Below are 26,527 nucleotides of genomic sequence, written 5' to 3' on the forward strand. Positions count from 1 at the left end.
CCGTACGGCAACGGCACGACGGCCTATTTCGGCCAGAACAACCAGGAAGGGTTCAGCGGCGGCGCCCAGATCGGCTACAACTTCCAGCTGACCCCGGGTAACGGCGTGGTGTTCGGCGTTGAGGCCGACGCCCAGTACCTCGACTTCGGCCGCAACCGGAACCGGTCGATCGTCACCGGTCCGCTGGCCGCCGGCTACTACGTCACCGACCCGCGCGGCCTGTCGAGCCTCGACTACTTCGGCACCGTGCGCGGCCGCCTCGGCTACGCCTTCGACCGTACCCTCGTGTACGGCACCGGCGGCTTCGCCTACGGCTCGGGCTCCTCGGATCGCTCGTTCGGCGGCTTTGCCGGCAACGACAGCTTCCGCACCGGTTACGCGGTCGGCGGCGGCATCGAGTACGCGCTCCCCACCGACTCGTTCCTGAACTTCTTCCGCTCCTCGGCCGTGACGCTCAAGGTCGAAGGCCTGTACGTCAACCTCGACCGCAACACCCGCAACCAGGGCGCGTTCGTCATCAACGCCGCCAACAACTTCCCCGTCGTCTACAGCGGCATCGGTCGCCGCTCCGACGAGTTCGCCGTCGTCCGCGCCGGCCTGAACTACAAGTTCGGCTCGTACTAAGACCGCGCCAACGGAGCGGATGGGCCGGCCCGCCGGTCCGCCGCTCCCCAGGCCTGACGTTCGGCGAGGCCGCTTCCGCGAGGGGGCGGCCTCGCTGCGTTTGGAAAGGGCCCTGCCGGGTCACGGGCCGCCCGCGAGGGCGCCCGCCACCACCATGATCAGCGCCTCGATGTCGATCCGCCCCGCGATCCGCGCGTAGCCCGGCTCCGACAGATCGACCGTCGGCGCGGGATCCTCCGCCTCGGCCTGACGCGTCAGCTCCGCCAGGATGGCGTCGCGCACGGTGGTGTTCAGATCCATGGAGTCGGCTCCTCCGGCGGCCGCCGGAGGAGCGCAGGTTCCCCCCCGGGGCGATACCGGGGCTAACCGGCGGTTCGCCGCGCCGGTTCGCGCCGTGCGTTCACGCCGCCGAGGTCCGGCGGGCGCCCGGGTCCGGCTGCGGGGAACGGCCCGGCACGAGCGACAGCCCGGCCGAGAGGAGCGCGAAGACCACCAGGGGCAGCAGGCTCAGGGTGAAGCTGCCGGTCCCGTCCTTGATCGCGCCGATCAGATAGGGGCCGAGGAAGCCGCCGAGATTCCCGACCGCGTTGATCGCCGCGATGCTCGCCGCCGCGGTGGCGGGGGGCATCTGCTCGGTGGCGAGCGCCCAGAACGGCCCCTTCAGCATGTAGACGCCGATCGCCGCCACGGTCAGCGCCGCCACCACGGGCCCGAGCCCCGACAGGACGGTGCCGCCCGCGAGGCCGAGCGCCAGGATCAGGAAGGACAGCGCGAGGTGCCAGCGCCGCTCGGCCGTCCGGTCGCTGTGCCGGCCCCAGAGGATCATGGCGACCGACGCGAAACCGTACGGGATGCTGTTCAGCAGGCCGGTCTCGACATTGCCGAGGCCGAAGCTCTTGACGATCTGCGGGGTCCAGAAGGAGAGCCCGTAGCTGCTCGCCGTCGAACCGAAATAGATCGCCGCGAACAGGGCGAGCCGCCGGTCGCGCAGGATCTCCCACAGGGGCGGCTTGGCCGCCTGGCCGCGCTTCGTGTTGCGCGCCGCCTCGGCCCGGAGCTGGCGCTCCAGCCAGTCGCGCTCGGCCGCGGGCAGCCACGCCGCGTCCCGCGGGCCGTCCGGCAGCAGACCCAGGACCGCGACCGCCATCAGCACCGCCGGCAGCCCTTCGAGGATGAACAGCCACTGCCAGCCGGACAGCCCCAGCCCGGTCACGTTGAGCAGCGCCCCCGAGATCGGCGAGCCGAGGAAGGACGAGATCGGGATCGAGATCATGAAGACCCCGATGATCCGGGCCCGGTAGGCCGCGGGGAACCAGTAGGTGAGATAGAGGATCACGCCGGGGAAGAATCCCGCCTCGGCGAGCCCCAGCAGGAAGCGCAGGCCGACGAACGACCACGGCCCCTGCACGAGCGCCATGGCGGCGGAGATCAGCCCCCAGGTCGCCATGATCCGGGCGATCCAGAGCCGTGCCCCGAAGCGCTCCAGCATCAGGTTGCTGGGGATCTCCATCAGGAAGTAGCCGAGGAAGAAGATCCCGGCGCCCCAGCCAAACACCGTCGCCGTGAGGCCGACATCGTGGTTCATCTGGATCGCCGCGAAGCCGACATTCACGCGGTCAAGGAAGGAGATGAAGTAAGCGAGGATCAGGAACGGCACGAGCCGCCATCCGATCCGGCGCATCGCCGAGCGTTCCAGGGCGGTCTCGTCCGGGGAGCCGGGTATCGGGCCAGTCATAGGGCCAGTCATGGGCCTGTCCTCGTCACGCATCGCGGGGTCCGCGCGGGCACGAAGGACGCCACGCATCGCCGCGACGGCGGTGTGACGAATCTCTCGGGCTTCCTCGCGGGCCGGTCATCTCTGGCGGTGACCTGTGCCGACCCTGCTTAGCCCGTTCGTGACGCGGCTGGGAAGCGGGCATGATGCGGGGATGAACCGGATCTGTTGACATCACTGGCGTATTCGTACGCCGGGAGACCGTCGAAGAGCGCCTCGCCAGGGCCATTCCCGCGCGGAAGTGGCGCTGAGATCTTGCGGTGAGGCGGGTGCTTGATCTGCATCGACCGCGGTTTCAGCGGGCCAGATCTTAGGGGTGCCGCGCCGCCGCGAGACTTGTGGCTTCCCGCATCTCCGTCCGAGAGACGGCACGACGGGCTCCGCGTCTCCCCCTCCCCACTGCGGGAGGGGGAGACGCCCGGTCCCGCCTCACCCCTTCTTCACGTTCCAGAACACCGGCACGCCGTCGAGCACGCCGGTCAGGGACGGCTTGTACGAGGTCTGATTGAAGTACTGGCCGAGCGGCAGGTAGGGCAGGTCGATGAAGGCTTGCCGCTGCAGGTCGTCCGCGAGGGTCTTGCGGGCGGCATTGTCGGGGGCGTCGAGCCACCGATCCCGCAGGGCCTCGATCTTTTCGCTCGTCGGCCAGCCGATCGCGGCGCTCTGGCCCGTGCCGCGCAGGAAGGCGCTGACCGCCGGGTTGGCTTGGTCAAGCCCCGCCCAGAAGGTGCAGAAGGCGCTCCAGCCACCCTGGGCGACCGGGTCCTTCTTGGCCCGCCGCTGCACCACCGAGCCCCAATCCATGATCTGGTAATCGACGTTGAAGCCCGCCCGGGTGAGCATGTCGGCCACCACATCGGCCATCGCCTTCAGGCTCGGGAAGTCGGAGGCGCCCATCAGCACCACCTTCTCGCCCTTGTAGCCGGCGGCCGCGAGCGCCTTCTTGGCGCCCGCGTAGTCGCGCTTGGCCGTCAGGACGTCGAGGCCGACGTCGCTCGCCATCGGCAGGCCGGGACAGAAGAAGCCGGTCGGCACATGGATCAGCTTGGGGTCGGTGCCGGTCACCGCCTGCATGACGTCGGTCTGGTCGACGACCTTCAGCAGCACCTGCCGGATCGCCGGGTTGTCGAAGGGTGGCTGGAGTTCGTTCATCCGCAGGCAGCCGATCAGGCCAGTCGGATCGATGATCCGCGTCGTCAGCCCGCCCAGCGTCGGGACGAGATCGGCCTGGGGCTGCTCCCACCAGTCCATCTCGCCCGTCTGCATGGCCGAGGCGGCGGTGGCCTGATCGGGGATGACGTGCCATTCGACCCGGTCGATGAAGGCGCGCTTCGGGCCCGACGTCCATTGCGGCTCCCCGCCCTCGCGGGGGACGTAGCCGGCAAACCGTTCATAGACGACCTGGGCCCCGACCACGCGCTCGTCGGCCTTGAAGCGGAACGGGCCGCTGCCCACCATCTCGGTCACCTGCGTGAACGGGTCGGTCTTGGCCAGCCGCTCCGGCATGATCGCGCAGATCGAGGAGCCGATCTTGCCGAGGGCGTCCGGCAAGAGCGCGAAGGGCTTCTTCAGGCGGAACTGGATCGTTTTGTCGTCGGGGGCCGTGAGCTCGTCCGTATAGGCCATGAGGGTCTGGCCCATGGCGTCGCGCTTGCCCCAGCGGGCGATGCTCGCCACGCAATCCCGGGCAAGAACCGAGCTGCCGTCGTGGAAGGTCAGGCCGGGCCGGAGCGTCAGGCGCCAGAGCTTGCCGTCGCTCTCCACCGTGTGGCCGGCGACCATCTGGGGCTTCGCCGCGTAGGCGGCATCGGTGCCATAGAGCGTATCGAAGACCGCAAGCCCATGGTTCCGGGTCACGTAGGCGGTCGTCCAGACCGGATCGAGCACCGTCAGGTCGGCCTGCGGGATGAACTTAAGCACCCGCGCGGCCGTGCCCTGCGCCAGCGCCGGGGCGGCCAACGCCGCGCCCGACAGGGCCATGAAGGATCGTCTGTTGAGCATGCCAGCCTGTCCACCCGGTGAGGTCCGCGGGAGCGTAGCACGCGCCGGGCCAGGAGGGTTCAGACGGCCCCGGCCTCCCTCCGAAGCCCGATCCCCCGTGGCGTACACACCCGGAAAGACCTCTCTATTGATATTACGGAGGCGTCCCTCTGTCATGATCGGTCGCGCGAACAAGGTTTTGTCAACAGAAAGACTTTATTGACGGCCACAGGTTCGGAGCGGTCGAGGCTTGCGGGCAGGACGTCGCTCGGGCGTCGATCCGGCCGGCGCTGCGCGGCCGCCACCCGGTCCTTCGACCGGACGCGAATCTCCAGGATCAAGCACCACCATGAATTTCACGGTCTCCGCACGCATCGCCGCGCGCCGGTTCGCCTATCAGCACGCCTCGGTTCTCACCGCCCTCGACCAGGGCATGAGCCTGATCGCGGCCGGCATGGCCGATGTGACGATCACCGACGGAAATGGCCGGACCCGATCGCCGGCGGCGCTCTACCAATCCCTGTTCGGCGCCGCGTCGCCGCGGCAGGCCGGGCCGGCTCCCGTGGCGCTGCAGGCCGCCTGATCGGTCCGGAATCGCAGCCTCAACTGCTGAGGACCGACCGCGGCGTCCGCACTCGACCTTGGGAACAAAGAAAGTCTGCGGATACGGGGTCGTGTTTCTGGACATCCGCCGAGATCAGGCCTAACCTAAGAGTGTTCGCGCCGCCGACGTTTCGGCCCGAATGCTTCCAAGGATCGGTATACATGAAGCGCCGTAGCGCGCGGCCATTTATGGTCGAAGTTAAGCACGCCCGGACCTCACGCACAGCTCTGAAAGCCCCCGAGTCGCAGGCGCGGCCCGACAAGGTCCTCTGGCCGGAATTGGCCCAGGCGCTGGCCCAGGCCGAACCGAAGCCGGTGCAGCACGCCTTCGAGGCGGCGCCGGCCCCGCGGGCGGAGCCGAAGGAGCCGGACGCCCCGGTGAGGCGCGTCCTGCCGAGCCTCGTTCCCATGTTCCAGGGCGCGGACGAGCCTGAGGTCGAAGCCGAGCCCCAGCCGGAGGCCCCGCCCCGGCGGACGCGGCGCAAACGGGCCCCCGTGGCCGCGCAGCCGGCCCGGGAGGCAACACCGGCCGAGCCGGCACCGGAGATCCGCCCGGCCGCGCCCCGGCCTGCTCCGATGGCGGCGAAGCCGACCGCCGCAGCGCCCGTCGAGCCCAGGCCGGGCGCCGCATCTCGGCCGGCGACCTGGCGTCGGACGAAGGAACTCCCGCTCGGCGAACGCTGGAAACGGCGCCTCCCGCCCTATCTGCGCTGACGCCGACCCCGTCCGCACCGCGCTGGCAGGCCGCTCTCGCGGCAGCCGCTCGCCTGATGGGCGCGGGTCGACGATGTCGGATCTCTTCTGCGGACATCGACGCGGGCGGCCGAGGCCGACCCGCCCCCTGCCCCGTGCGGGCATGCGGGTTCACAATGTCGTGCACCGCGCCGATGACGGCTGCCAGAACCCCCACCCCTCGCGTGCGGGGATGGGGGAAGCTCGCGGGCTTCAACCGCAGCCGTGTGACTGTTTCAGCCCGCACGGACCAGAGGGCGCCGCGGATGCCGGCCGTCGATCACCGGGGATTCACGCCGCCGTCCGCTCGGGCATCGCGCCGCCGGCCAGGCGCGAGTTGCGGTAGCGCGCGTCGTTCGTGACCTCGCGCTGAACCCAGGGCGGCAGGATCACCGGCTGATCCTCACGCTCGAGTTCGATCTCCGCCAGGATCAGGCCCGCAAGCGCGCCGCCGAACACGTCGACCTCCCAGGCGGCTCCGGCATGATCGACCCGGAAGCGCGTCTTCTCCAGGCGCCGGTCGGCCGGCACGCGGGCCAGCAGCATCGCGCCGTCCGCCGGGGGGATCGCGAACTCGATTTCGTCCCGGCTGGCGCCGCGCCGCGGGCTCTTCCAAGTCACCAGCATGTGCTGTCCCGCCTGGCGGACGCGGATCGTGTTGGCGTCGTCCGTGTAGATATAGCCCTGAATCATCGGCGTCCCCGACCGGCAATGCGCCAGCACAGCCGGGGCCGCGATGAATTTACGTTCGATTTCGACAGCCATGCCGCGACTCGGGGTCGTTGGATCCCTGACTGTGCGACGACAAACCGACGCGCGGCAAGCGGCCCGTTCGGGCCCGAGCCTCGCGCGACAGACATGGCTCTCTGCCTGCCGGTGCGGGATGTGTTGCCACATTGCTCAACTATGTAAAGGCGCTAGGAGTCTTAAAGATTGCAGAATCCCCATCGGCAAACCCGCCCCTTCTCACCTGCGAGGTCAGCGCTGAAGACGGAATTGAAACGCGCAGGTCTCAAGAAGCTTCTTCGGAAGGCGCAGGCCAAGCCGCTCAAGCAGGTTGCGGCGCTGCCCTTCCGGATCGGCCCGGATGGCCAGACCGAAGTGCTGCTGATCACCTCGCGCGATACCGGCCGCTGGATCATCCCGAAGGGCTGGCCGATGATCGGCCGCAAGGCGCATCGGGCTGCCGAGCAGGAAGCGTTCGAGGAAGCCGGGCTGACGGGCCAGATCGCGGCGGATCCGGTCGGCTGGTACCGCTACGAGAAACGCCTCGCCCACGGGCGCGCGCTGCCCTGCAAGGTCCGCGTCTACCCGCTGCGGGTCGAGATCCAGCACCCGCGCTGGCCGGAGCAGGCGCAGCGCACGCTCCGGTGGTTCGCACCGGCCGAGGCGGCGCGCCTCGTCCATGAGGACGACCTCCGGCGCCTGCTCGCCGGCTTCGCCGCCGGTGACGGGGCCTGAGGGGGCTGACCAGCCCGCGCGAGGGCTGCGCGTTCCTCCCTATTTGTGCAACTTATGATTAGTATTCCTTGGGTAACCTGTCGGACAATACAGCCGGCGGGTTTGTTTCCATGTATCGCGCCTTCGCCTGCCTCACCGAGGAGCACACCACGTGGGTGGTGGTCCTCGCGGCCTGCGTGTGCTGGATCACCTGCTCGGTCGCGCTGAAGCTGGAACAGCGGGTTCGGACCCGCGCCGGCGGTCCCGTCCTGCTCTGGCCGCTGGCCGCCGGGTTCTCGATCGGCGCCGGCATCTGGAGCACGCATTTCATCGGCATGCTGGGCTACGATCCCGGCGTGGTCCTGGGCTACGAGCCGCGGACCACCCTGCTGTCGCTCGTTGTCGCCATCGCGGCGGCCACGGCGGCCTTTCTGTTCGCACGATCGGGATCCTCCGAGGGATCCTCCGCCTGGGTCGGCGCGGGTGCGGGACTCGTCCTCGGCCTCGGCATCGCCTGCATGCACTTCCTCGGCATCGCGGGGGTGCGGCTGCCGGGGCATTTCACCTGGGATGGCGCGCTCGCGGGCACCGCCATCGCGGCGGGGGCCCTGCTGGCGGCGGCGGGCATGGCTATCCACGTGCGGAGCATCGACGGGCGCACCCGGATGGCGGCGGCCACGATCCTGACGCTCGCCATCGCGCTGCTCCACTTCCTGGCCATGGCGGCGGCCCGGGTGGTGCCGGATCCGACCCTGGCGGTTGCCCAGCTCGGCCTCGACCGCGGCGTGCTGGCCGGGGGGATCGCGGCCGTGATGGCGGTGATCCTGGCCTTCGGCGCCCTGACGCTGATGCTGGACCGGCTGCACCGCATGAACGTCGCGCTGGCCCGCCAGGGCCACATGCTCCAGGAGAAGACCCGGCTGCTCGACGACACCCTCGACAGCATGGACCAGGGCCTCATCAAGGTCGATGCCGGCGGCGTGGTGCGTGTGTGCAACGAGCGGGCGCTGGCGCTGCTCGACCTGCCCCGGGCGATGATGCAGGCCCAGCCGAACTATCGGGCGGTGCTGCGCTATCAGGCTCGCCACCGCGAGCGGAACCGCACCGACCAGGCCTTCCGGGCCTGGGTTGCACGCGGCGAAGCGGTGGGTGCCCATGTCCACGCCCATGTCCACGAGCGCGCGCGGCCGAACGGTCTCGTGCTGGAGGTCCGCACCGTCCCGCTGGCGGATGGCGGCTTCGTGCGGACCTTCACCGACATCACCAAGCGCAAGGCCGCCGAGGCCGAAGTGGCGCGCCTTGCCCGCCACGACGTGCTCACCGGCCTGCCGAACCGGGCGCTGTTCCACGAGACCGTGACGCGGAGCCTCGCCGACATCGCCCAGCGCGGCGGGGCCTGCGCGGTCCTGTACCTCGATCTAGACGGGTTCAAGGGCGTCAACGACAGCCTCGGCCATCAGGCCGGGGACGAGCTCCTGCGGCACGTTGCGGGGGGCCTCGTCGGCGTGGCGGGCGCCGGGGCCGTGGCCCGACTCGGGGGCGACGAGTTCGCCGTGCTGGCCCCCGGCGGAGCCGCGGAGGCCGGCTCCATGGCCGAGCGCCTCATCGCGCTGTTCGACCATCCGCTCGGCGTCGGCGAGCACCGGATCAGCGTCGGGCTCAGCGTCGGGGTCGCGCTCGCCCCCGAGCACGGCACCGCCGCGGAATGCCTGTACCGGCGCGCCGACCTCGCCCTCTACCGGGCCAAGGCCGAGGGGCGCGGCACGTTCCGCGTCTTCACCCCCGCCATGGACGAGGAGGCCGAGGCCCGCCGGGTGCTGGAGCGCGATCTCCGCCAGGCGATGGACGAGGACAAGCTCAGCCTCCATTACCAGCCACAGGTGGACGGCCGGACCGGCGCGCTCATCGGGTTCGAGGCGCTCCTGCGCTGGGTCCACCCGGTGCGCGGCCCTATCGGCCCGGATGTGTTCATACCGCTGGCCGAGGAGACGGGGCTGATCATCACGCTGGGCGAGTGGGTGCTGCACGCGGCCTGCCGCGAGGCGGCGGGCTGGGCGCAGCCCCTGAAGGTCGCCGTCAACCTCTCGCCCCGGCAGTTCCAGAGGCCCGACCTGCCCGATCGGATCCTGGCCATCCTGGCGCAGACCGGCCTGTCGCCGGACCGGCTCGAGCTCGAGGTCACCGAGAGCATCATCATCAACGACATGGCCCGGGCTATCGCGATCCTCCGGCGCCTGAAAAGCTACGGGATCCGGATCAGCATGGACGATTTCGGGACCGGCTACGCCTCGCTGGCCACCCTCCAGGCCTTCCCGTTCGACAAGCTGAAGATCGACCGTTCCTTTGTGGCTCAGCTCGGCTCGGAGCCGCAGGCCGCCGTGATCGTGCGCGCGGTGCTCGGCCTCGGCCGCAGCCTCGGCATGGGGGTGGTGGCCGAGGGTGTCGAAACCCAGGCGCAGCGGGACTTCCTGGCCAAGGAGGCCTGCGGCGAGATGCAGGGCTACCTGTTCGGCAAGCCGCGCCCGATCGCCGACTATGCCGCGGCCCTCGAATCCCCCACCGACATGGCCGCCCGGGCAGCCCCCCGCCTCGCGCTGGCCGGCTGAGGCATCGGAGCGGGAACCGAGGCAGCGCCCCGCCGTTGGTTCATCAGATTGGATCGTTTCTAATTCTAAACGGTCTCCTGAAGCCCCGTCCGGGCGGCTTTGAGTCCGCCGGTCCTGTTGGAGCCTGATCATGAACGCGAAGTGCGAGACCTGCCGGTTCTTCGACGAGCACAAGGGCAACGGCGCCGTGGCGCAGAACGATGCCGGCCTGTGCCGGTTCAACCCGCCCGTCAGCCAGCCCGCGCCCGAGTCGAAGGGCCTCTGGCCGGTGGTCGCCTCCAAGGATTGGTGCGGCCACTACACCCCCGAGATGACGGCGGCCGAGTAAGCGTCCCGCGCGGATGGAGATTGGGGCCGGCCTTCGGGTCGGCCCTTTCGTTTGCGCGGGTCTCCGCCGGAGCCGCGACGGATGGGCTCAGACGCGCGCTGCCCCCTGATCAGACCGCGCTTGTCGCCTACCTTGGAGCCAATCTAGGCTGTCGATGCTTCCCCGCGGGTGAGCCGATTCGTGTCGGTCCGCGGTCCCGTCCCGGGCGGGGAAGCCGGGAAGCACCGGCCGCACCGTTTTGAATTGAACCGGAGAACTTTGATGGTGGGAGCCACCGCACCGGCGGCCGCTACACGAACCGACGAGCCGGTCCTCGCCAAGGTCACCCTCACGGTGAACGGGCAGCGCCGCGACCTCGAACTCGACACCCGTACCAGCCTGCTCGACGCCGCGCGCGAGCACCTGCACCTGACCGGCTCCAAGAAGGGCTGCGATCACGGCCAGTGCGGCGCCTGCACGATGATCGTCGACGGACGGCGCATCAACGCGTGCCTGACCCTCGCGATCATGCATCAGGGCGCCGAGATCACCACGATCGAGGGCCTGGGCCAGCCGGACCACCTGCACCCGATGCAGGCCGCCTTCGTGAAGCATGACGGCTACCAGTGCGGCTACTGCACGCCGGGCCAGATCTGCTCGGGCGTGGCCGTGCTGGAGGAGATCAAGGCCGGCATTCCGAGCCATGTGACCGCCGACCTCGAGGCCGCGCCGCAAATCACCGAGGCCGAGATCCGCGAGCGCATGAGCGGCAACATCTGTCGCTGCGGCGCCTATTCCAACATCGTCGAGGCGATGACCGAAGTGGCGGAGGCGCGGGCATGAAGTCCTTCACGTATGAGCGCCCCAGCACGCCCGCCGAGGCGGCCGCCGCCGTCGGGCGCACGCCGGACGCCAAGTTCATCGCCGGCGGTACCAACCTGCTCGACCTGATGAAGCTGCAGATCGAGACCCCGCGCCACCTCGTGGACGTGAACGGCCTCGGCCTCGACACGGTCGAGCCGACGGACCAGGGCGGCCTGCGCATCGGCGCCCTGGTGCGCAACACCGACCTCGCCGCCCATCCGCGGGTGCGCAAGGATTACGGGGTGCTCGCCCGAGCGCTCCTTGCCGGCGCCTCCGGCCAGCTGCGCAACAAGGCGACCACCGCGGGCAACCTGCTCCAGCGGACCCGCTGCCCTTACTTTTACGATACGGCCCAGGCCTGCAACAAGCGCCAGCCCGGCTCCGGCTGCTCGGCCCTGGACGGGGTGAGCCGCCAACTCGCGGTGATCGGCGGCAGCGAGGCCTGCATCGCCACGCATCCGGGCGACATGGCGGTGGCCATGCGCGTGCTCGATGCCACCGTCGAGACGATCGACGCCGGGGGCGCCGCGCGAAACATCCCGATCGCCGCGTTTCACCGCCTGCCCGGCGATGACCCGTCCCGCGATACGAACCTCAAGCCCGGCGAGCTGATCACCGCGGTGACGCTGCCGAAGCCGGTCGCTGGAACGCATATCTACCGCAAGGTGCGCGACCGTGCCTCCTACGCCTACGCGCTGGTCTCGGTGGCGGCCATCCTGGGCAAGGACGGCACCGGCCACGTCGCCTTCGGGGGCGTCGCCCCCAAGCCCTGGCGGGTGGAGGCGGCCGAGGCCGATCTGCCGAAGGGCGCCAAGGCCGTGACCGAACAGGTCTTCGCCGACGCCAAGCCGACCCACGAGAACGCCTACAAGCTGAAGCTCGCCGAGCGGACCCTCGGCGCGGCGCTCAACCAAGCGAGGGCCTGAGCCATGAAGTTCGACACCCTAGCCGGCCCGAACTCGATCGACCGTCTCAAGGTCGTGGGCAAGCCCACCGACCGGATCGACGGCAAGTACAAGACCACCGGCACCGCGCCTTACGCCTACGAGCGCCACGACGTGGCGCCGGACGCCGCCTACGGCTACGTGCTCGGCTCGTCCATCGCCAAGGGCCGGGTGCGCAGCATCGACACGGCCTCGGCCCGGCAGGCCCCCGGCGTGATTGGCGTGGTCACCACCCTCGACACCCCGCGGATCGAGCGCGGCGTGATGAACGTCGCCTACCTGTTCGGCGGCGACGTGATCCAGCACTACCATCAGGCCGTCGCCGTCGTGGTGGCCGAGACCTTCGAGCAGGCGCGCGCCGCCTCCTTCCTGGTGAAGGTCGATTACGCCCCGGAAGACGGCAAGTTCGACCTCGCCGCGGAGGCGAAGACCGCAGAACCCGTCCCCGCCGATAGCGGCGAGGGCAGCGGCGGCAACGGCGAGGAGCGGATCGGCGATTTCGAGGCGGCCTTCGCGCAGGCGCCGGTCACGCTCGACGCGTCTTACAGGACCGCCGACGAGAGCCACGCCATGATGGAGCCGCACGCCACGGTGGCGGCCTGGGAGGGCGACCGGGTCACGCTCTGGACCTCAAACCAGATGATCGGCTGGGGCCATGGCAGCCTCGCCAAGATGCTGGACCTGCCGAAGGAGAAGGTCCGGCTCGACGCCCCCTATGTCGGCGGCGGCTTCGGCGGCAAGCTGTTCGTGCGCGCCGACGCGGTGCTGGCGGCTTTGGCCGCGAAGGCCACGGGGCGGCCCGTGAAGGTGGCGCTGACGCGTCCGCTGATCGCCAACAACACCACGCACCGGCCGGCCACGATCCAGCGGGTGCGGATCGGCGCGACCCAGGACGGCACCATCACGGCGATCGCGCACGAGAGCACCTCCGGCAACCTGCCGGACGGCGGTCCCGAGACGGCGGTGAACCAGACCAAGTACCTCTACGCGGGCCAGAACCGTCTGACCGCCATGAAGCTCGCCCGGCTCGACCTGCCCGAGGGCAACGCCATGCGGGCGCCCGGCGAGGCGCCGGGTCTGGCCGTGCTCGAAGTCGCCATGGACGAGATGGCGGAGAAGCTCGGCCTCGACCCGGTCGAGTTCCGCATCCGCAACGACACGCAGGTCGTCCCGACCGAGCCGGATCTGCGCTTCTCGCACCGTGACCTCGTCGGCTGCCTGAAGCTCGGCGCCGAGAAGTTCGGCTGGGCCAAGCGTAATTCGCAGCCCGGGCAGGTCCGGGACGGGCAATGGCTCGTCGGCCTCGGCATGGCGGCGGCCTTCCGCGACAACATGGTGATGAAGTCGGGCGCCCGGGTACTGCTCGGCGGCGACGGTACGGTCACGGTCGAGACCGACATGACCGATATCGGCACCGGCAGCTACACGATCATCGCGCAGACCGCGGCCGAGATGATGGGCGTGCCCCTCGATCGCGTGGTGGTCCGCCTCGGCGATTCCGACTTCCCGGTCTCTTCCGGATCCGGCGGGCAGTTCGGCGCCAATTCCTCGACCGCCGGCGTCTACGCGGCCTGCGTGAAGCTGCGCGAGTCGATCGCGCAGAAACTCGGCTTCAACGCCACTGACGCGGTGTTCGAGGACGGCGAGGTTCGGGCGGGCAACCGCGCCATCCCGCTGGCTCAGGCCGCGTCCGACGGCGAGCTGGTCGCCGAGGACTCGATCGAGTTCGGCAAGTTCTCGAAGACGCAGCAGGTCTCGACCTTCGGCGCCCACTTCGTCGAGGTCGGCGTGGATGTCTACACCGCCGAGGTGCGGGTGCGGCGGATGCTGGCGGTCTGTGCGGCCGGGCGGATCCTCAACCCGAAATCGGCCCGCAGCCAGGTGATCGGCGGGATGGTGATGGGCACGGGCGCGGCCCTGATGGAGGAGCTGGCGGTCGACACCAAGCGCGGCTTCTTCGCCAACCACGATCTCGCCGGCTACGAGGTGCCGGTCCACGCCGACATCCCGCATCAGGAGGTGATCTTCCTCGACGAGACCGATCCGATGTCCTCGCCCATGAAGGCGAAGGGCGTGGGCGAGCTCGGCATCTCGGGGATCGCCGCCGCGGTGGCGAACGCGATCTACAACGCCACCGGGATCCGCGTGCGCGACTATCCGATCACCCTCGACAAGCTGATCGACCGGATGCCGGACGCGGCTTGATCGCGGGGGGGCGCCCTCTTCCTGCAAGGTACGTTGTTAACACTTCGGGCCCGAAGCCCGCGGCGTCCCCCTCTCTCCGCACGCGGGGAGAGGCCCGCACGGACCTCGTCGTCCGTGCGGGAAGCGAAGGCGAAGCCGGAGCGGCGGTGAGGGGGCACCCCGGACGAGGTTCCTCCTGAGCCGCCCCCTCACCCTCGGCTGCCGCTTCGCCGCGCCGACGACGAGGTCGTCGCGGCCACTGTCGGCGCAGCGGGCGAAACGCGAGTTCGATCGTCCACTTGGAAATGGGAACCCGCGCGCCCTTCAAGCAGGCGGTCCTCCGGGACCACAAACCTCTGTCGCTCGTAATCCTACGGGGTGGGCGAGGACGGGCACCGATATCACTCAAGCCCGCACCCACCTGCGCAAGCTAAAGGCGCCGATGCGGGTCCGGGAACGAGCGACTAAATTTTATGTCACAAAAGATGATCGCCGCCAGATCGTGACCGGACGGCGGCCAACACCTTCGCCTCTGCCGGGAATGTGAATGGAGCCGGCCGTTCGACGGCGGTTGGACCGGAACGGTTTCGGCGGGCACCGGGTTTCCGGCCGCGCACGACTTGCGGTCCGCGTGACCGCTGCGCTGTTCCTCCAGGGAGCCCGTCAATGGACAAGACAGTCGCTGGCCTCGTCGGGGCCGTCACCCTCCTGGCCGCCGTCGATCCGGCCCAGGCCGCCATGCCGGCTCCGGTCCGGCTGCAGGCCGCCATGCAGGCTGAGAGCTATGCCGACCTCCTGAAGCCGATCCCCGATGCCGTGGCGCTCCTCAAGGAGTCCGACGCGGCCGCCGCGCAGGCCCAGCCCCTCCCGGCCGCCTCAGAGGGCGATGCGACGGTCCAGCAGGCCCAGTACTACTATCATCACCATCACCATCACCACCACCGGTTCTACGGGCCGTACTACCACCACCATCATCACCATCACCGGTACTTCCGCCGGTACCATCACCACCACCATCATCATCACGGGTACTACGTCCCGTACGGGTACTGAGCCGCTCCGGCGGGGGCGCGTCCCCCGCTGCCGGCCCTCAGCCCTGACTCTTGGCGGCCCCCAGGATGCGGCGGTAGGTCCCGTCGAACACCGTGTTGGTCGCCGAGGTCCATTGCGAATCCGCCGCCAGCGTCTGCCGGCTCGCGTAGATGCGCCGGGACTGCAATTCGCGCTCGGCGGCCTCGTCCTCGGGCATCGGCACAAGCTCGAACTCCGCATCCACCGGCACGATGGTGACCTGCATGAACGGCTCGCCCTGGCGGAACACATGCGTCCGGCCCTCGTCGGGGGCCTTGAACACCATGAAGTACATCATGGGCCACCAGTGGCGCAGGAGCGCCGGCACCGCGACCGGCACGGTCCCGGTCCGGTCGGTGTAGAAGCGCGGATGCGGCTCGGTCCGGATCGCCCAGCCCTCCTCGACCTTCAGGTCGAGGAGGATCTGGTAGGTGTAGTAGGCTTCGCCGAAGCTCCGGAACGGCGGCCATTGCAGCCCGGGCTCGGGCGGCGGCCCGAAATCGCCCTCGAACACGAGTTGGCCGTCCCGCGTACTGACGCGCAGCTCGGCGGCGTAGGGATAGAACAGCTCGATCCCCGCCTTGGCGGCCTCCGAGAACGGGATGCAATGCCAGGCATATTCCTGCGCTCCGTCGGTCCGGGGCTCGGCTTGGCCGGCCCAGCCCGGGATCTCGAGCCGGGTGCGGCGCGGGCGCAGGCCCGGCTCGTTCAGCCTGAACTTGACCTGCTGCATGCCGATCCTCCCCAGCAACCCGGCTCCCTCGGAGCCCCCCGCACCGCGTCCGGGCGGGCTTCCTGCCGAACGGCCGCTTCGCGAGGTGCTCTAACTCGCGATGCCCCGTTCCGGTTCGCCGCTCCGACGGCCCGCCTTCGCCCCGCCACGGCAACGTGACCGGACCCGAACCGGCACCCGCCGGGCCCAGCCGCGTTGATGCGGCGTCTTTCGCGTGGAGAGTTCAATGGCGGACGCGTTTGCGCCGCAGCCTGCGGTGCTGTTGGTCGAAGACGATCCCGTGCAGCTCATGGAGGCGGCCGCTTCCCTGCGGGATGCCGGATACGAAGTGGCCGAGGCGTCCACCATCGAGGCCGCGCAGGCGCACTTGGCCGCCCGGCCGGAACTGGTCGCCATGGTGGCGGATGTCGATCTCGCGGGCGAGCCGCTCACCGGCTTCACCCTCGCCAAGGCCGTGGCGGCGCGCTGGCCCGAGCGCGCGATCCTGATCGTGTCGGGGCTTGTCTGGCCGGCCGAAGGGGCGATGCCGATGGGGGCAGGCTACCTGCGCAAGCCATTCACCGCGGACGGGCTCGCGAAGGCCCTGCGGGCCGTGCTCGCGGCGCGGGGCCTGGAGGGACCCGGCACCGCACCCGATCTCAGCTTGGTGGAAGGCGGGCCGGGCTCCCGCTGATCGTGCGCCGGCGAATCGGGGCGGCGCCGGTCATTCGCCGCCCGCGCCCGCCCGAGCATCGCCGTGGTCCGAGAAGAGCCAGTCGGGCAGGCCGGGAATGACATCGCCGGCGACCGCGCCGGCGCTCTCCAGGGCCCGTCCCGCCCGCGCCTCGGGGCTCTCGGCCCGAACCTCCGCGAACAGCTTGCGGGCCATGCGATCGAGTTCCTCGTCCGAGAGCTGCTGTCCGTTCGGATCCGCCATCCGATATCTCCTCAACGCGTCCGGTTTTCCTCCGAGGGGAACCCCCGGATAACCGGTCCGCACCGTCCGTCGGGGCGGACGGGGTGGGGAATCCGACGCCATGGTTACCCGGCCGTATGCGGGCTGGGCCGGCACCGTCCCCGATGCGAAAGTGCCCGCCCCCGACAGCGACGACCGCGCGCGCACCTCACCCGGTGCGGCGGCCGCAGCGGATATACGCGGAGGTCCCCCAGGCGCTCGACGAGGTCAGGTGGTCCCCCTCGACCACGAGGCGGACACGGGACGACCAGCGGCGGTCCCTGTCGGCGCAATCGGCCGCCATGGTCCAGGCGTTGCCGGACCGGTGCGTATCGTGGAACGTGCAGAGCGTGGCGCCGGCCCTGGCACGCTCCGGCGTGATCGTGGCCGGCAGGTAACCCTGCCGGCGTGACGGGGTGCCGCAGGCCTCGGCGGTCGGGCCCCAGGTCCCGACATATTCGGCGGCCGGACGCGGGGCCGGGACCGGCACGGCAGGCTGAGCCGCGAGGGCTGCGGGGGCCGGGGCCGGTGACGCTTCGATCGCGGGGACAGCCGCAGGGACCGCCATGCCCACCATGGTGCTCGTCGGTTCCTCCGGCTTGGCCGGCGCCAGGGCGCGGCGTGGCAGATCCTCCGGCTGGTCGAACAGCGGTTCCCCGACCGCCAGGGGGATCGAGGTCCGGAACGGCATGTCCTCGGTCAAGTAGGTGGCGCAATAGGCGAACAGGCCGATCCACCCCGCGGCGAGGAGGAGCTGGGGTGCATAGGAGCGCCGGGCCTCCGGTGGCGGTTCGACAGCCGGCACCGCCAGAACGATCGCCGTCACCTCAGCCCCCCTCGCGCCGTCATGGGCCTGCGGCCCCGAACACAGTTCTCGTCACCCAGAAGCGACACCTGGGGCCTGAAATCGAGGATTTCTCAGTATCGGGCCATGAACCGGTTTATTAACGTCCGGTAAATCGTTAACGCTTCGTTAATGGCTGGTGCAGCCTTGGCTCCGACTCGGGTGGCGTGCGCGATGCCCCGTCGGCGCCGACCCGCCGACAGGGGTGGAACGGTCTCCGCCGCGGCCCGGGAAACCGTACCGGACGGGATGGCTCGGGTCCGCCGCGCGAAGATTTTCGGGCGCCCGAAAGCCGTGCGCAGAGTCACCGGCAGTCTCAGCCTGTGCACTGTGAAGTAGAGGGCAAAATACCGCTCGACAGCCATATAGGTTTAAGATTTAGTTAATTCGCCCGGATTGTGGGCGCGTGCGAGCTCGTTTCATGGCGTGGACGTCTTTTCGTAACATGCTCTCCTCGTCCGAGGGGGGATCCGAGCCGCATCCGCCGGCTCCGGGGCCGGCCCAGCCCGCATCCCGGCCGGCGCCTGAGCCGGCCATGCCGCAAGCCCGGATGCGCCTGAACGCCGAGGCGCCGACCCAACGGACCGCCCCGCCGGATCGGAGCCACTCCTCCCTCGACGCGATCGGCAAGCGCGACGAGATGCTGCGCCAGCGCATCGACGCCATGGTCGACCGGCTGGAGGATATCCGCTCGCTGCAGGACGACTTCGTGTCGATCCTGGAGCCGATCGTCAGCATCAGCGACGAGCTCCCACGGGCGAGCATGCGCATCGCCGAGCTGGAGACCTCGCTGGCCCAGGAGTTCCAGACCGGCAAGGCGATCCGGCTGGAGGCCGCCGAACTCTCGGCCCGCATCTCGATCCTGACCAACGAGTATTCCGAGGCGTCGGCGCGGGTGGCCCGGGCCGAGGAGCAGCTCCACGCCCGCGACGCCGCCCTGGCCGCGCAGGCGGTCGAGCTGCGGGACCGGGTGCTGGCCTTCGAGAATCTGGAGCGGCGCCTCGCCGCCGAGATCGAGCAGGGCAAGGCGCTGGTCGCCGAGGGCAAGGCTCTGCGGGCGGAGGCCCAGGCGGCCGACAGCGCTCTCACGCGGACGGAGCACGACCTGCTGGCGGCGCGGGAGACCCTGGCCGCCCTTGAGCAGGATAACCGTCGGCTCCGGGGCCAGAACGAGGAGCAGACCCTGCGCCTCGACGAGCTGGAGGCCCGATGCCGGACCGTCGAGGGGATGGTCGAGGCCGAGCGCCAGAAGGCGCGGACCGCTGAGGGTCAGCTCGCCACCGAGGTCGCCAACCGCGTCCGCCTCGAAGCCCAGTTCGAGACCGATACCACCGCCCTGCGTACCGAGCGCTCGGCGCTCGCCATGAAGCTGGAGGCCGCCGTCAACCGGGCGGACACGAACGAGCAGCTGCTCGGCCAGGCCCGGGCGCAGCTGCGCGACCGGGACGAGGCCCACCGGCTGGCGGAGCGCAACTACAAGGAGACCAACATCGCCCGCGTCACCGCGGAGCGGCGCCTGGAGACCGTCCAGGAGGACCTCGCCCGGCAGACCGAGCGCTTCGTGGAGATGCAGCGCGCCCGCGGCGACCTCGACGCGCGCTGCGACATGCTGGCCAAGGCGCTCGCCGCCAAGGATGCCGCCCTGGAGCAGGCGGGCGCCCGCAACGCGGCCCTGACCGAGCGGATCGAGCAGCTGACCCACCGCCAGGAGGCCGCCCGGATCGAGTTCGAGGCCACCAACCGGCGCCTCGCCGAGGATCTCCAGAACGAGCGCTCGGAGCGGGCCCTGGTGCAGGGCGCCCTGGACATCGCCCGCGAGACCCGGGCGACGCTCCAGAAGCAGTACGAGGCGCTCAAGCGCTCCGGCCGTGGCTGGCGCAAGCCGGACGGTGCGGGTGAGGGCCTGCCGCACGAGCCGGCGCCGCATGCCGAGCGCGACGAGCCAAGCAACGTGCACCCGTTCGCATCTCCCGGCACGGCCGGTTGATCCGATGCTGACCTGTGAGGGGTTCAAACGATGAGCGATAGGGCTTCGATCGACGCCGCCTACAACGGCAGCCCGAACGTGATGATGCGCGCGTGGCAGGCGAAGGCGGATACGTCCCCCGAGAAGGTGGTCAGCTTCATGGGCCTCGAGAGCCGGAACGGAGCCTTCGCGACGAGCGAAAGCCCGAACGAGAGCGGCCCGGTCGTCACCCGGGAATGGGCCTCGGCCGTCGACCTGATCCGGGAGGCCAGCGAGGCGATCCGGGTCGGCGAGGAGCGGGCGGCCGAGTTGGAGGCACAGCTCGCCCAGGTGGTCGCGCAGGCCGATCTCGAGATCCGGCGCCTGGAGCAGGAGGTTGCCACGGGCGTGCAGAATCTGGCGCGGTCCGAGGAGCGGGTCCGGCTCGCGGAGGCGCGGGCCACGGAGGCCGAGGAGTGGCTCGTGCGCCTGCACGACGCCGCGATCGAGGCCTTCGGCAATCGCACCAAGCCCGCTCCCACGGCCAGCCCCGTCGAAGAGACCGAGTAACCCGGCCCTCATGCGACGATGGCGCAGCCGACGACCATAGAGGCCGACGTGATTGCCGAGGCCCTTCCGCGGGTGCAGGATCCGCACGCCGCCTTCCGCGTCATCGATCCGCGCCTGACCCTGGCGCTCATCCGCCAGGCCGCGGATGAGATCCGGGGGTTCCAGGGCTGGCGCGCGATCATCCAGCAGCGGGCGAGCGGGCTGTTCCGACGCGTCTACGAGGAACGCACCGTCAAGGATGCGACGATCCAGGCGCTCGAAGCCGACCTGTCGCAGATGGATCGCCGGAACGCCGACCTGGAGCGCGCCCTCGCGGAGATTTCCTCGGACTATGAGCGCGTCGTCATGCGCTGCATGGAAGCCGAGTTCCGCGTCATCCAGGCCGAGCATAGGGCCTTCCTGGCGGAGCGGTCGGTGTTCCGGCTGGAGGATCTGCTCGACCGGGTCGGCGACGGGATCGCGTATCAGGAGTGACGGCTTTCGCGCCCGAACCTTTTACTTGGGTTAAGACTTATTGGGGGATGAGCGGACCAGTTCAGCCCCCGGCACCCTATGCCCTCGTCGTCGACGATGACGGCTTCATCCGCATGGACGCGATGGACATCCTGGCGGAGGCCGGTTTCCGCACGTTCGAAGCCCGCGACGGCGACACGGCCATGGCCCTGCTCGGCCGGGAGCACGCCGCGATCGTGCTGCTGTTCACCGACGTGCAGATGCCGGGTTCGCGGGACGGTTTCGCGGTCGCGCGCGAGACCGCCAGCCGCTGGCCGCACATCGCCATCGTGGTGGCATCCGGGCAGGTGCAGCCGGAGCCGGGCGACATGCCCGAGGGCGCCCGCTTCATCGGCAAGCCGTTCACCGCCGACATGGTGCACGATCACCTGCGGGAGATTCTCCCCGACGGGCAGAAGCCGGAGCCGCTGCGGCAGTAGGGCAGCCCCTTCGGTGCCGAGCAGCGGTCCGACGCCATCGCGTCGAACCCGTTTCGCACCGGCCTTTTCCCGGGCGTGTGGAGCGGCAGCGGAATACAACCCGGGATCCAGCACGAGACTTGGCGAAGCGTCGGTCTAAAACGACCTGTGCCGCTTGCGCGGCGCGTCCTATGCTGGGTCCCGGATCAGGGTCCGCGAACGCTCCACCTGTCCGGGAAAAGGGGGTGCGCGCGCGAACGCCGATGCGCCGAACCCACGCCAGGCCGCTCCAAGCCGTCAATTCGCCCGGGCGACCTCGACCAGATTGTCCGAGAACGACGGCGCGTGGCCCATATCGGTGAAGGCGCCGGATGAGATGCTGTTCACCGTGCCCTCGTTGAGCTGGCGCCAGTAGCCGAGCGTCGCCACCACGATGCCGGCCTTCACATCGTCGGTGATGCGGGCGACGCCCTTGAAGGCGCCGCGGTCGTTGCCGACCCTCACCCGGTCGCCGTCCCGGATGCCGCGGGCATCGGCGTCGGCTTGGCTGATCATCACGAACTGCTCGCCCTGGCCCTTCTGCTTGTCCTCCATGTTGGCGTAGCAGGAGTTCAGGAAGTAGTGGCTCTTGGGCGAGACGATGTTGAGCGGGTAGCGCTTGGCCAGTTCCGGGTCGTTCGCGTGCGACTCGCGCGGGCCGAGGTAGTCCGGCAGCGGGTCGAGGGCCTCGCCGGGCTGAAAACCCTCGTACATCTGCCGGAACGGCGGCGCGACGAAGTTCGTGGCGCCCTCGACCTTCAGCATGCACTTGCCGGTCGGGGTCGGGAAGTTGCCGTCCTTGTGCGGCGCCCGGTCGTCCGGTGTGCCGACCTTCAGCCGGGCGAAGCCGTGCTCGCGCATGTAGGCGAGGTCGATGCCCTCGCAGGCCGGGGCGTTCCAGTCGACGTAGTGCTCAAGGCACTCGCTGTCGCTCCACTTGAAGTTCTCCTCCTCGAAGCCGAGCCGGGCGGCGAGCTGCCGGAAGATCTCGTTGTTGGGGATCGCCTCGCCCGGCGCCTCGGCGCACTTGGTGTTGTAGGTCAGGTAGAGGTGGCCCCAGGACAGGATCATGTCCTCCATCTCGGCACCCATCGTGGCGGGCAGCAGGATGTCGGCGTAGGAGGCCGTGTCCGAGATGAAGTGCTCGGCCGAGACCATGAACAGGTCCTCGCGCATCAGGCCCTCGACGATCTTGTCGGTCTCGGGCGCCTGCGTGACCGGGTTCGAGTTCCAGCACATCATGGACATGATCGGCGGATCGAGTTGCATCTCGCCGGTGAGCGCGCGGCCGATCTGCAGGTTCGAGACGACCCGGGTGCCCTCCGGGATCAGGTCGGGGCGGCACATCACATCGAACTTGTACGGGTGCTCCCACACGCCGAACTGGGTGACGCCGCCGCCGACATGGCGCCACGCGCCGGTGAGCGCCGGGATGCAGGTCACCGCCCGGATGGTCTGGCCGCCGCCGTAGTGCCGCTCCAGCGCCACGCCCATGCGGATCGCGGCCGGCTGCTCGGTGGCGAGTTCACGGGCGAGCTTGCGGATGTCCTCGGCGGGGACGCCGGTGATCTCGGCGGCCCATTCCGGCGTGCGGGTGCTCGCCCGCTCCTTGAGCTCCTCGTAGCCGATCGTGTGGTTGTCGACGTAGTCCTGATCGACGAGGCCCTGCGCGATGATCGAGTTGATCAGCGCCATGGCGAGCGCGCCGTCAGTGCCGGGCTTCGGCGCGATGTGCCAGTCGGCCGCCTTGGCGGTGCGCGACGCATAGGCGTCGATGACGACGACCTTGGCACCCTTCTTCTGGGCGTCCTTGACGATCGCCCAATGGTGCAGGTTCGTGCTGACCGAGTTGCAGGCCCAGATCACGATGTACTTGGAGTGGATGTAGCTGTCGGGGTCGAGGCCCGCGGTCGGGCCGACCGTCAGCAGCCACGCCGTGCAGGATCCCTCGCCGCAGAAGGTCCGCTCGGTCACGGTGGCGCCCATCCGGTTGAAGAAGGCGTCGCCGCCGTTCAGCCCGTGCACCAGCCCCTGATTGCCGAGATAGCTGTAGGGCGCGATGGCCTGCGGACCGTGACTGTCGATGATCGCCTTCCAGCGGGTGACGATGGTGTCGAGCGCCTCATCCCAACTGATCCGCTCGAACTGCTTCGAGCCCTTCGGACCGACCCGCTTCATCGGGTAGAGCAGCCGGTCCGGGTGATAGTGGCGCTTCTCGTAATCCTTAAGCTTCACGCAGAGACCGCCGCGGGTCATCGGGTGGTCCGGGTTGCCGCGCACGCCCTGGAGCTGGCCGTCCTTGACGTCGAACAGCATGGAGCAGGTGTCGGGGCAATCGTGCGGGCAACCGCCGAAGAAGGTCTCGGTCAGGCTCTCGGCCTCGGCCACGATCAGGGAGTCCGGCTTGACGATCTCGTTCATGGTTCCTCCGCCCCCGAGCCTCCGGCCTTCTTGTCGTGCGACGGCGGCTCGATGCGGATTTATACTGCATCGAATTCCGAACGATTCCAAATCACGTCTCGTTAAAACTCATGAGTGGCGCTATCATGCTGCAGGGCCATCACTATTTATGCCCGGCGACACCCGGGTGATTTGCGGCGCAGGCCCCGCGGTGTCGCGAACCGCCGCCCGGGGCACCATCTGGAGGAGACGCGTCTCAATTGCGGGCCCCAACCCGGGCCGCGGTTGCATCCCGCCCACGGGCCTGATTCACATCGCCGGATTCACGTCCCGTCCGCACCGCCACGAGTCCATCGGTTCATGCGACACGACACCCTGCGCCTCGGCGCCTTCTTCTACGCCACCGGGCACCACATCGCCGGCTGGCGCCATCCGTCGAGCGAGGCGGATGGCGGCCTCGTCCTCCAGCGCTACGCCGGCTGGGCGCAGAAGGCCGAGGCGGCGAAGTTCGACCTCGTGTTCCTGGAGGACGGGACCGGCATCCGCGACGGCAACCTGCGCTCCAGCGAGCGGACCGCGCGCTCGACCCATTTCGAGCCCGTGACTTTGCTCTCGGCGCTGGCGGCGGTGACCAGCCGGATCGGGCTGGTGGCCACGACGTCGACGAGCTTCAACGAGCCCTACAACGTCGCCCGGCGCTTCGCCTCCCTGGATCATCTGAGTGGCGGCCGCGCCGGCTGGAACCTCGTGACCTCGACCACGGATGCCGAGGCCGCCAATTTCGGCGCCGACGCGATCGCCCGGCACGCCGACCGCTACGAGCGCGCGGAGGAGTTCGTCGACGTCGTCCTCGGCCTGTGGAACACCTGGGACGACGGGGCCGTGATCATCGACCAAGCCTCCGGCCAGTTCTCGAAGCCGGACGGCTTCCATCCCCTGAACCATCACGGAAAACATTTCGCGGTGCGGGGTCCGCTCAACATCTCGCGCACGCCGCAGGGCCAGCCGGTTCTGGTGCAGGCGGGCGCGTCGGGCCCCGGCAAGGACCTTGCGGCGCGCACCGCCGAGATCGTGTTCACCGCCAACCAGACCCTCGACGAGGCGACCGAATTCTACGGCGACCTGAAGGACCGGATGGCCGGCTTCGGCCGGGAGCGCGACGACCTGAAGGTGATGCCCGGCCTGTTCCCCGTGGTGGGGCGCAGCGAGGCGGAGGCGCGGGCGAAGTTCGAAGAATTTCAGGACCTGATCGACCCCGTGGTCGGCCTCGCCCTGCTGGAGCGGATGGTCGGGAGCTTCGACCTCTCGGGCTACGATCCGGACGGGCCGGTGCCGGAACTGCCCGAGGCCAACGGCGCCAAGTCGCGCCAGCAGCTGATGTTCGACCTCGCCCGCCGGGAGGGGCTGACCCTGCGCCAGCTCTACCTGCGGATCGCGGGCGCGCGGGGCCATTCGCAGATCGTCGGGACGCCCGCCCAGATCGTGGACGAGATGGAGGAGCGCTTCCAGAAGCACGGCGCCGACGGCTTCAACATCATGCCGGCGACCCTGCCCGGGGGGCTCGACGACTTCATCGAGCTCGTGCTGCCGGAGCTGCGCCGCCGCGGTTTGGTCCGCACGGACTATGAGGGCCGGACCCTGCGCGAACACCTCGGCACGCGCCCGCCGGCCGGCCCGCCGCGGCAGGGGTGAGCGGGCGCAGAGAAGCAAGCGCGTTTCCCCTTCCCGCAAGGGGGAGGAGAGAGGGCCTCAGCCGGCGAAGCGTCAAAAGCGCAGCCGGCAGAGGGAGATGCGTTGCGCTCAGCTAACCGGCCGCGCCGCTCCACCGAGACCCAGCTCCCCGCGAAACACATCCTCCATCGCGCGCCGGACGCGGATCGCCTCCTGGCGATCGTCGAACGCGACGTCGCTCCAGCGCACGGGCTGCCCGGCCGGCACTTCGGTCTTGAGCACCATGTCGTGGGCGAGGCCGATCGGCAGCGCGTCCTGGGCCAGGGACTCCGCCGCCGGAACCAGCTTGCCGTAGACCGTGAAGCCGCCCTCGCCGTCGAGCCGCTCGCCGGCCCGGAGGGCGCGCTTGGCGGTGGCCACCACGTCGCCGCGCCAGTCGCCGGTGGCGCCCGTGGCCTCGCCGCGGACCGCGATGGAGGCCACGGAGATCCCCAGTTCCAGCCCGATCAGGTGATAGGGCTTGTAGGTGGCGGCGAAGCGCCCGGTGTCGTCGGTCTTCAGGCCGTACTGGGCGAAGCAGTCGCGCACATAGGGACTCGGCGCCTCGAACACCGCGTAGACGCCCCAGCGCAGGTCCCGGAACACCGGCCGCCCGTCCCGCTCCAACGAGGAGACCACCTCGACGGTGCCGCGCTCGCTGAGGCAGCCGCCCTCCGCCACCGGCCGCAGGACGCTCGGCAGGTCATCGACCCCGCAGGGCGGGAAGGCGAGGCCGTCCCGCGGGGGCGTCAGCCCGCAGGCATTGGCCACCGCGGCCATCTCCAGCGCCGACTTGGTGCCGTCGAGGAAGGAGTTGAACATCTGCGGGTTAAAGTCGCCCCCGGCCACCTGCTCGGCGCTGACGCCGTAATGACCCCAGACCGTGTCGGGCGTGGAGGCGTGGTAGGCCGGCAGGTACTTGGTGCCCTTGCCGGCGCAGATCACCTCGAGCCCGATGGTGCGCGCCCAGTCGACCAGTTCGGCGATCAGCGCCGGTTGGTCGCCCGAGGCCATCGAGTAGATCACTCCGGCCTCCGCGGCCTTGCGGGCGAGCAGCGGCCCGGCCAGAACGTCGGCCTCGACGTTGACCATCACGATGTGCTTGGCGTGCGCGAAGGCCTGCAGCGCGTGGCGGATGCCGGCCGCCGGGCTGCCGGTGGCGTCGATCACGATGTCCACGAACGGGCTCGCGATCATCGCGTCGGCATCCTCGGTGACGAAGGTTGTGCCGTGCCGCGCGGCCTCCTCCATCCCGGCCGCCGCGAAGCGGGCCTCGTCCCAGCCGACCCGCCGCAGGGACTGGCGGGCCCGG

The 26,527-nt window shown here is 69.9% G+C and carries 25 protein-coding genes; 16 read left to right on the plus strand and 9 right to left on the minus strand.

What is annotated here, in order from left to right; translation table 11 throughout:
- Window positions 1-624, plus strand: a 624-nt coding sequence (locus tag MKK88_RS08295) for an outer membrane protein (RefSeq protein WP_243998713.1), incomplete at its 5' end; no start/stop codon positions are given.
- 120 nt (window positions 625-744) lie between these two features.
- On the opposite strand, the gene MKK88_RS08300 is transcribed toward MKK88_RS08295, so the two are convergent.
- The 3 genes from MKK88_RS08300 to MKK88_RS08310 form a co-directional block, all read right to left on the minus strand.
- The gene (locus tag MKK88_RS08300; RefSeq protein ID WP_243998715.1) at window positions 745-924 is read right to left on the minus strand and encodes a hypothetical protein; all 180 of its coding nucleotides are present in this window, start codon (window positions 922-924) and stop codon (window positions 745-747) included.
- A 100-nt stretch (window positions 925-1,024) separates the two neighbouring features.
- Entirely contained in the window at window positions 1,025-2,371 is a 1,347-nt protein-coding gene (locus MKK88_RS08305; protein WP_243998716.1) for an MFS transporter, read from the minus strand.
- A gap of 456 nt (window positions 2,372-2,827) precedes the next feature.
- Window positions 2,828-4,399 carry an ABC transporter substrate-binding protein gene (locus tag MKK88_RS08310; protein WP_243998718.1) on the minus strand — a complete coding sequence of 524 codons (1,572 nt, stop codon included), beginning with the start codon at window positions 4,397-4,399 and terminating at the stop codon, window positions 2,828-2,830.
- Window positions 4,400-4,727: 328 nt separating this feature from the next.
- Here MKK88_RS08310 and MKK88_RS08315 point away from each other — a divergent pair, with 328 nt between their 5' ends.
- A complete protein-coding gene (locus MKK88_RS08315; RefSeq protein ID WP_243998720.1) occupies window positions 4,728-4,961 on the plus strand; it encodes a hypothetical protein in 234 nt (77 codons plus the stop codon).
- A 182-nt stretch (window positions 4,962-5,143) separates the two neighbouring features.
- Window positions 5,144-5,695 (plus strand): hypothetical protein, encoded by a 552-nt coding sequence (locus MKK88_RS08320; protein ID WP_243998722.1) that lies wholly within the window; start codon window positions 5,144-5,146, stop codon window positions 5,693-5,695.
- Between the two features lie 309 nt (window positions 5,696-6,004).
- Here MKK88_RS08320 and MKK88_RS08325 read toward each other — a convergent pair whose 3' ends face one another.
- The gene (locus MKK88_RS08325) at window positions 6,005-6,478 is read right to left on the minus strand and encodes a CYTH domain-containing protein (RefSeq protein WP_243998724.1); all 474 of its coding nucleotides are present in this window, start codon (window positions 6,476-6,478) and stop codon (window positions 6,005-6,007) included.
- Between the two features lie 231 nt (window positions 6,479-6,709).
- Here MKK88_RS08325 and MKK88_RS08330 point away from each other — a divergent pair, with 231 nt between their 5' ends.
- From MKK88_RS08330 to MKK88_RS08360, 7 genes are all read left to right on the plus strand, one after another.
- Window positions 6,710-7,174 (plus strand): NUDIX hydrolase, encoded by a 465-nt coding sequence (locus MKK88_RS08330; protein ID WP_243998726.1) that lies wholly within the window; start codon window positions 6,710-6,712, stop codon window positions 7,172-7,174.
- A 110-nt stretch (window positions 7,175-7,284) separates the two neighbouring features.
- On the plus strand, window positions 7,285-9,759 hold the full coding sequence (locus MKK88_RS08335; protein ID WP_243998728.1) for an EAL domain-containing protein: 2,475 nt from the start codon (window positions 7,285-7,287) through the stop codon (window positions 9,757-9,759).
- 130 nt (window positions 9,760-9,889) lie between these two features.
- Window positions 9,890-10,087: a hypothetical protein gene (locus MKK88_RS08340; RefSeq protein WP_243998730.1), complete on the plus strand. Its 198-nt coding sequence runs from the start codon at window positions 9,890-9,892 to the stop codon at window positions 10,085-10,087.
- A 261-nt stretch (window positions 10,088-10,348) separates the two neighbouring features.
- The gene (gene paoA / locus MKK88_RS08345) at window positions 10,349-10,909 is read left to right on the plus strand and encodes an aldehyde dehydrogenase iron-sulfur subunit PaoA (protein ID WP_243998732.1); all 561 of its coding nucleotides are present in this window, start codon (window positions 10,349-10,351) and stop codon (window positions 10,907-10,909) included.
- Complete coding sequence (locus tag MKK88_RS08350; RefSeq protein ID WP_243998734.1) at window positions 10,906-11,856, plus strand: FAD binding domain-containing protein; 951 nt, start codon at window positions 10,906-10,908, stop codon at window positions 11,854-11,856. Before paoA ends, MKK88_RS08350 begins: the two co-directional genes overlap by 4 nt.
- A gap of 3 nt (window positions 11,857-11,859) precedes the next feature.
- Window positions 11,860-14,079: an aldehyde oxidoreductase molybdenum-binding subunit PaoC gene (gene paoC, locus MKK88_RS08355; protein WP_243998736.1), complete on the plus strand. Its 2,220-nt coding sequence runs from the start codon at window positions 11,860-11,862 to the stop codon at window positions 14,077-14,079.
- 645 nt (window positions 14,080-14,724) lie between these two features.
- Window positions 14,725-15,111 carry a hypothetical protein gene (locus MKK88_RS08360; protein ID WP_243998738.1) on the plus strand — a complete coding sequence of 129 codons (387 nt, stop codon included), beginning with the start codon at window positions 14,725-14,727 and terminating at the stop codon, window positions 15,109-15,111.
- 37 nt (window positions 15,112-15,148) lie between these two features.
- On the opposite strand, the gene MKK88_RS08365 is transcribed toward MKK88_RS08360, so the two are convergent.
- On the minus strand, window positions 15,149-15,862 hold the full coding sequence (locus tag MKK88_RS08365) for a hypothetical protein (protein WP_243998740.1): 714 nt from the start codon (window positions 15,860-15,862) through the stop codon (window positions 15,149-15,151).
- A 226-nt stretch (window positions 15,863-16,088) separates the two neighbouring features.
- On the opposite strand from MKK88_RS08365, the gene MKK88_RS08370 reads away from it, so the two are divergent.
- Window positions 16,089-16,535 (plus strand): response regulator, encoded by a 447-nt coding sequence (locus tag MKK88_RS08370; RefSeq protein ID WP_243998742.1) that lies wholly within the window; start codon window positions 16,089-16,091, stop codon window positions 16,533-16,535.
- A 30-nt stretch (window positions 16,536-16,565) separates the two neighbouring features.
- Here MKK88_RS08370 and MKK88_RS08375 read toward each other — a convergent pair whose 3' ends face one another.
- Together MKK88_RS08375 and MKK88_RS08380 are read right to left on the minus strand one after the other, a co-directional pair.
- The gene (locus MKK88_RS08375; protein ID WP_243998745.1) at window positions 16,566-16,778 is read right to left on the minus strand and encodes a hypothetical protein; all 213 of its coding nucleotides are present in this window, start codon (window positions 16,776-16,778) and stop codon (window positions 16,566-16,568) included.
- A gap of 187 nt (window positions 16,779-16,965) precedes the next feature.
- Window positions 16,966-17,622: a peptidase inhibitor family I36 protein gene (locus MKK88_RS08380; RefSeq protein WP_243998747.1), complete on the minus strand. Its 657-nt coding sequence runs from the start codon at window positions 17,620-17,622 to the stop codon at window positions 16,966-16,968.
- Window positions 17,623-18,175: 553 nt separating this feature from the next.
- On the opposite strand from MKK88_RS08380, the gene MKK88_RS08385 reads away from it, so the two are divergent.
- The 4 genes from MKK88_RS08385 to MKK88_RS08400 are packed head-to-tail and all read left to right on the plus strand — an operon-like array spanning window position 18,176 to window position 21,087.
- The gene (locus MKK88_RS08385; RefSeq protein WP_243998748.1) at window positions 18,176-19,627 is read left to right on the plus strand and encodes a chromosome partitioning protein ParA; all 1,452 of its coding nucleotides are present in this window, start codon (window positions 18,176-18,178) and stop codon (window positions 19,625-19,627) included.
- Between the two features lie 30 nt (window positions 19,628-19,657).
- A complete protein-coding gene (locus tag MKK88_RS08390; RefSeq protein ID WP_243998750.1) occupies window positions 19,658-20,155 on the plus strand; it encodes a hypothetical protein in 498 nt (165 codons plus the stop codon).
- Between the two features lie 18 nt (window positions 20,156-20,173).
- A complete protein-coding gene (locus MKK88_RS08395) occupies window positions 20,174-20,629 on the plus strand; it encodes a hypothetical protein (RefSeq protein WP_243998752.1) in 456 nt (151 codons plus the stop codon).
- A gap of 47 nt (window positions 20,630-20,676) precedes the next feature.
- On the plus strand, window positions 20,677-21,087 hold the full coding sequence (locus tag MKK88_RS08400) for a response regulator (protein WP_243998754.1): 411 nt from the start codon (window positions 20,677-20,679) through the stop codon (window positions 21,085-21,087).
- Between the two features lie 276 nt (window positions 21,088-21,363).
- On the opposite strand, the gene MKK88_RS08405 is transcribed toward MKK88_RS08400, so the two are convergent.
- Complete coding sequence (locus tag MKK88_RS08405; RefSeq protein WP_243998756.1) at window positions 21,364-23,526, minus strand: molybdopterin-dependent oxidoreductase; 2,163 nt, start codon at window positions 23,524-23,526, stop codon at window positions 21,364-21,366.
- A gap of 339 nt (window positions 23,527-23,865) precedes the next feature.
- On the opposite strand from MKK88_RS08405, the gene MKK88_RS08410 reads away from it, so the two are divergent.
- Entirely contained in the window at window positions 23,866-25,197 is a 1,332-nt protein-coding gene (locus tag MKK88_RS08410) for an LLM class flavin-dependent oxidoreductase (protein WP_243998758.1), read from the plus strand.
- A gap of 108 nt (window positions 25,198-25,305) precedes the next feature.
- On the opposite strand, the gene MKK88_RS08415 is transcribed toward MKK88_RS08410, so the two are convergent.
- The coding region (locus MKK88_RS08415) for an NAD(P)H-dependent oxidoreductase (RefSeq protein WP_243998760.1) at window positions 25,306-26,527 on the minus strand (1,222 nt) is incomplete at its 5' end.

It is taken from the genome of Methylobacterium sp. E-005, from assembly GCF_022829725.1.
In the GTDB taxonomy this organism is placed as follows: domain Bacteria; phylum Pseudomonadota; class Alphaproteobacteria; order Rhizobiales; family Beijerinckiaceae; genus Methylobacterium.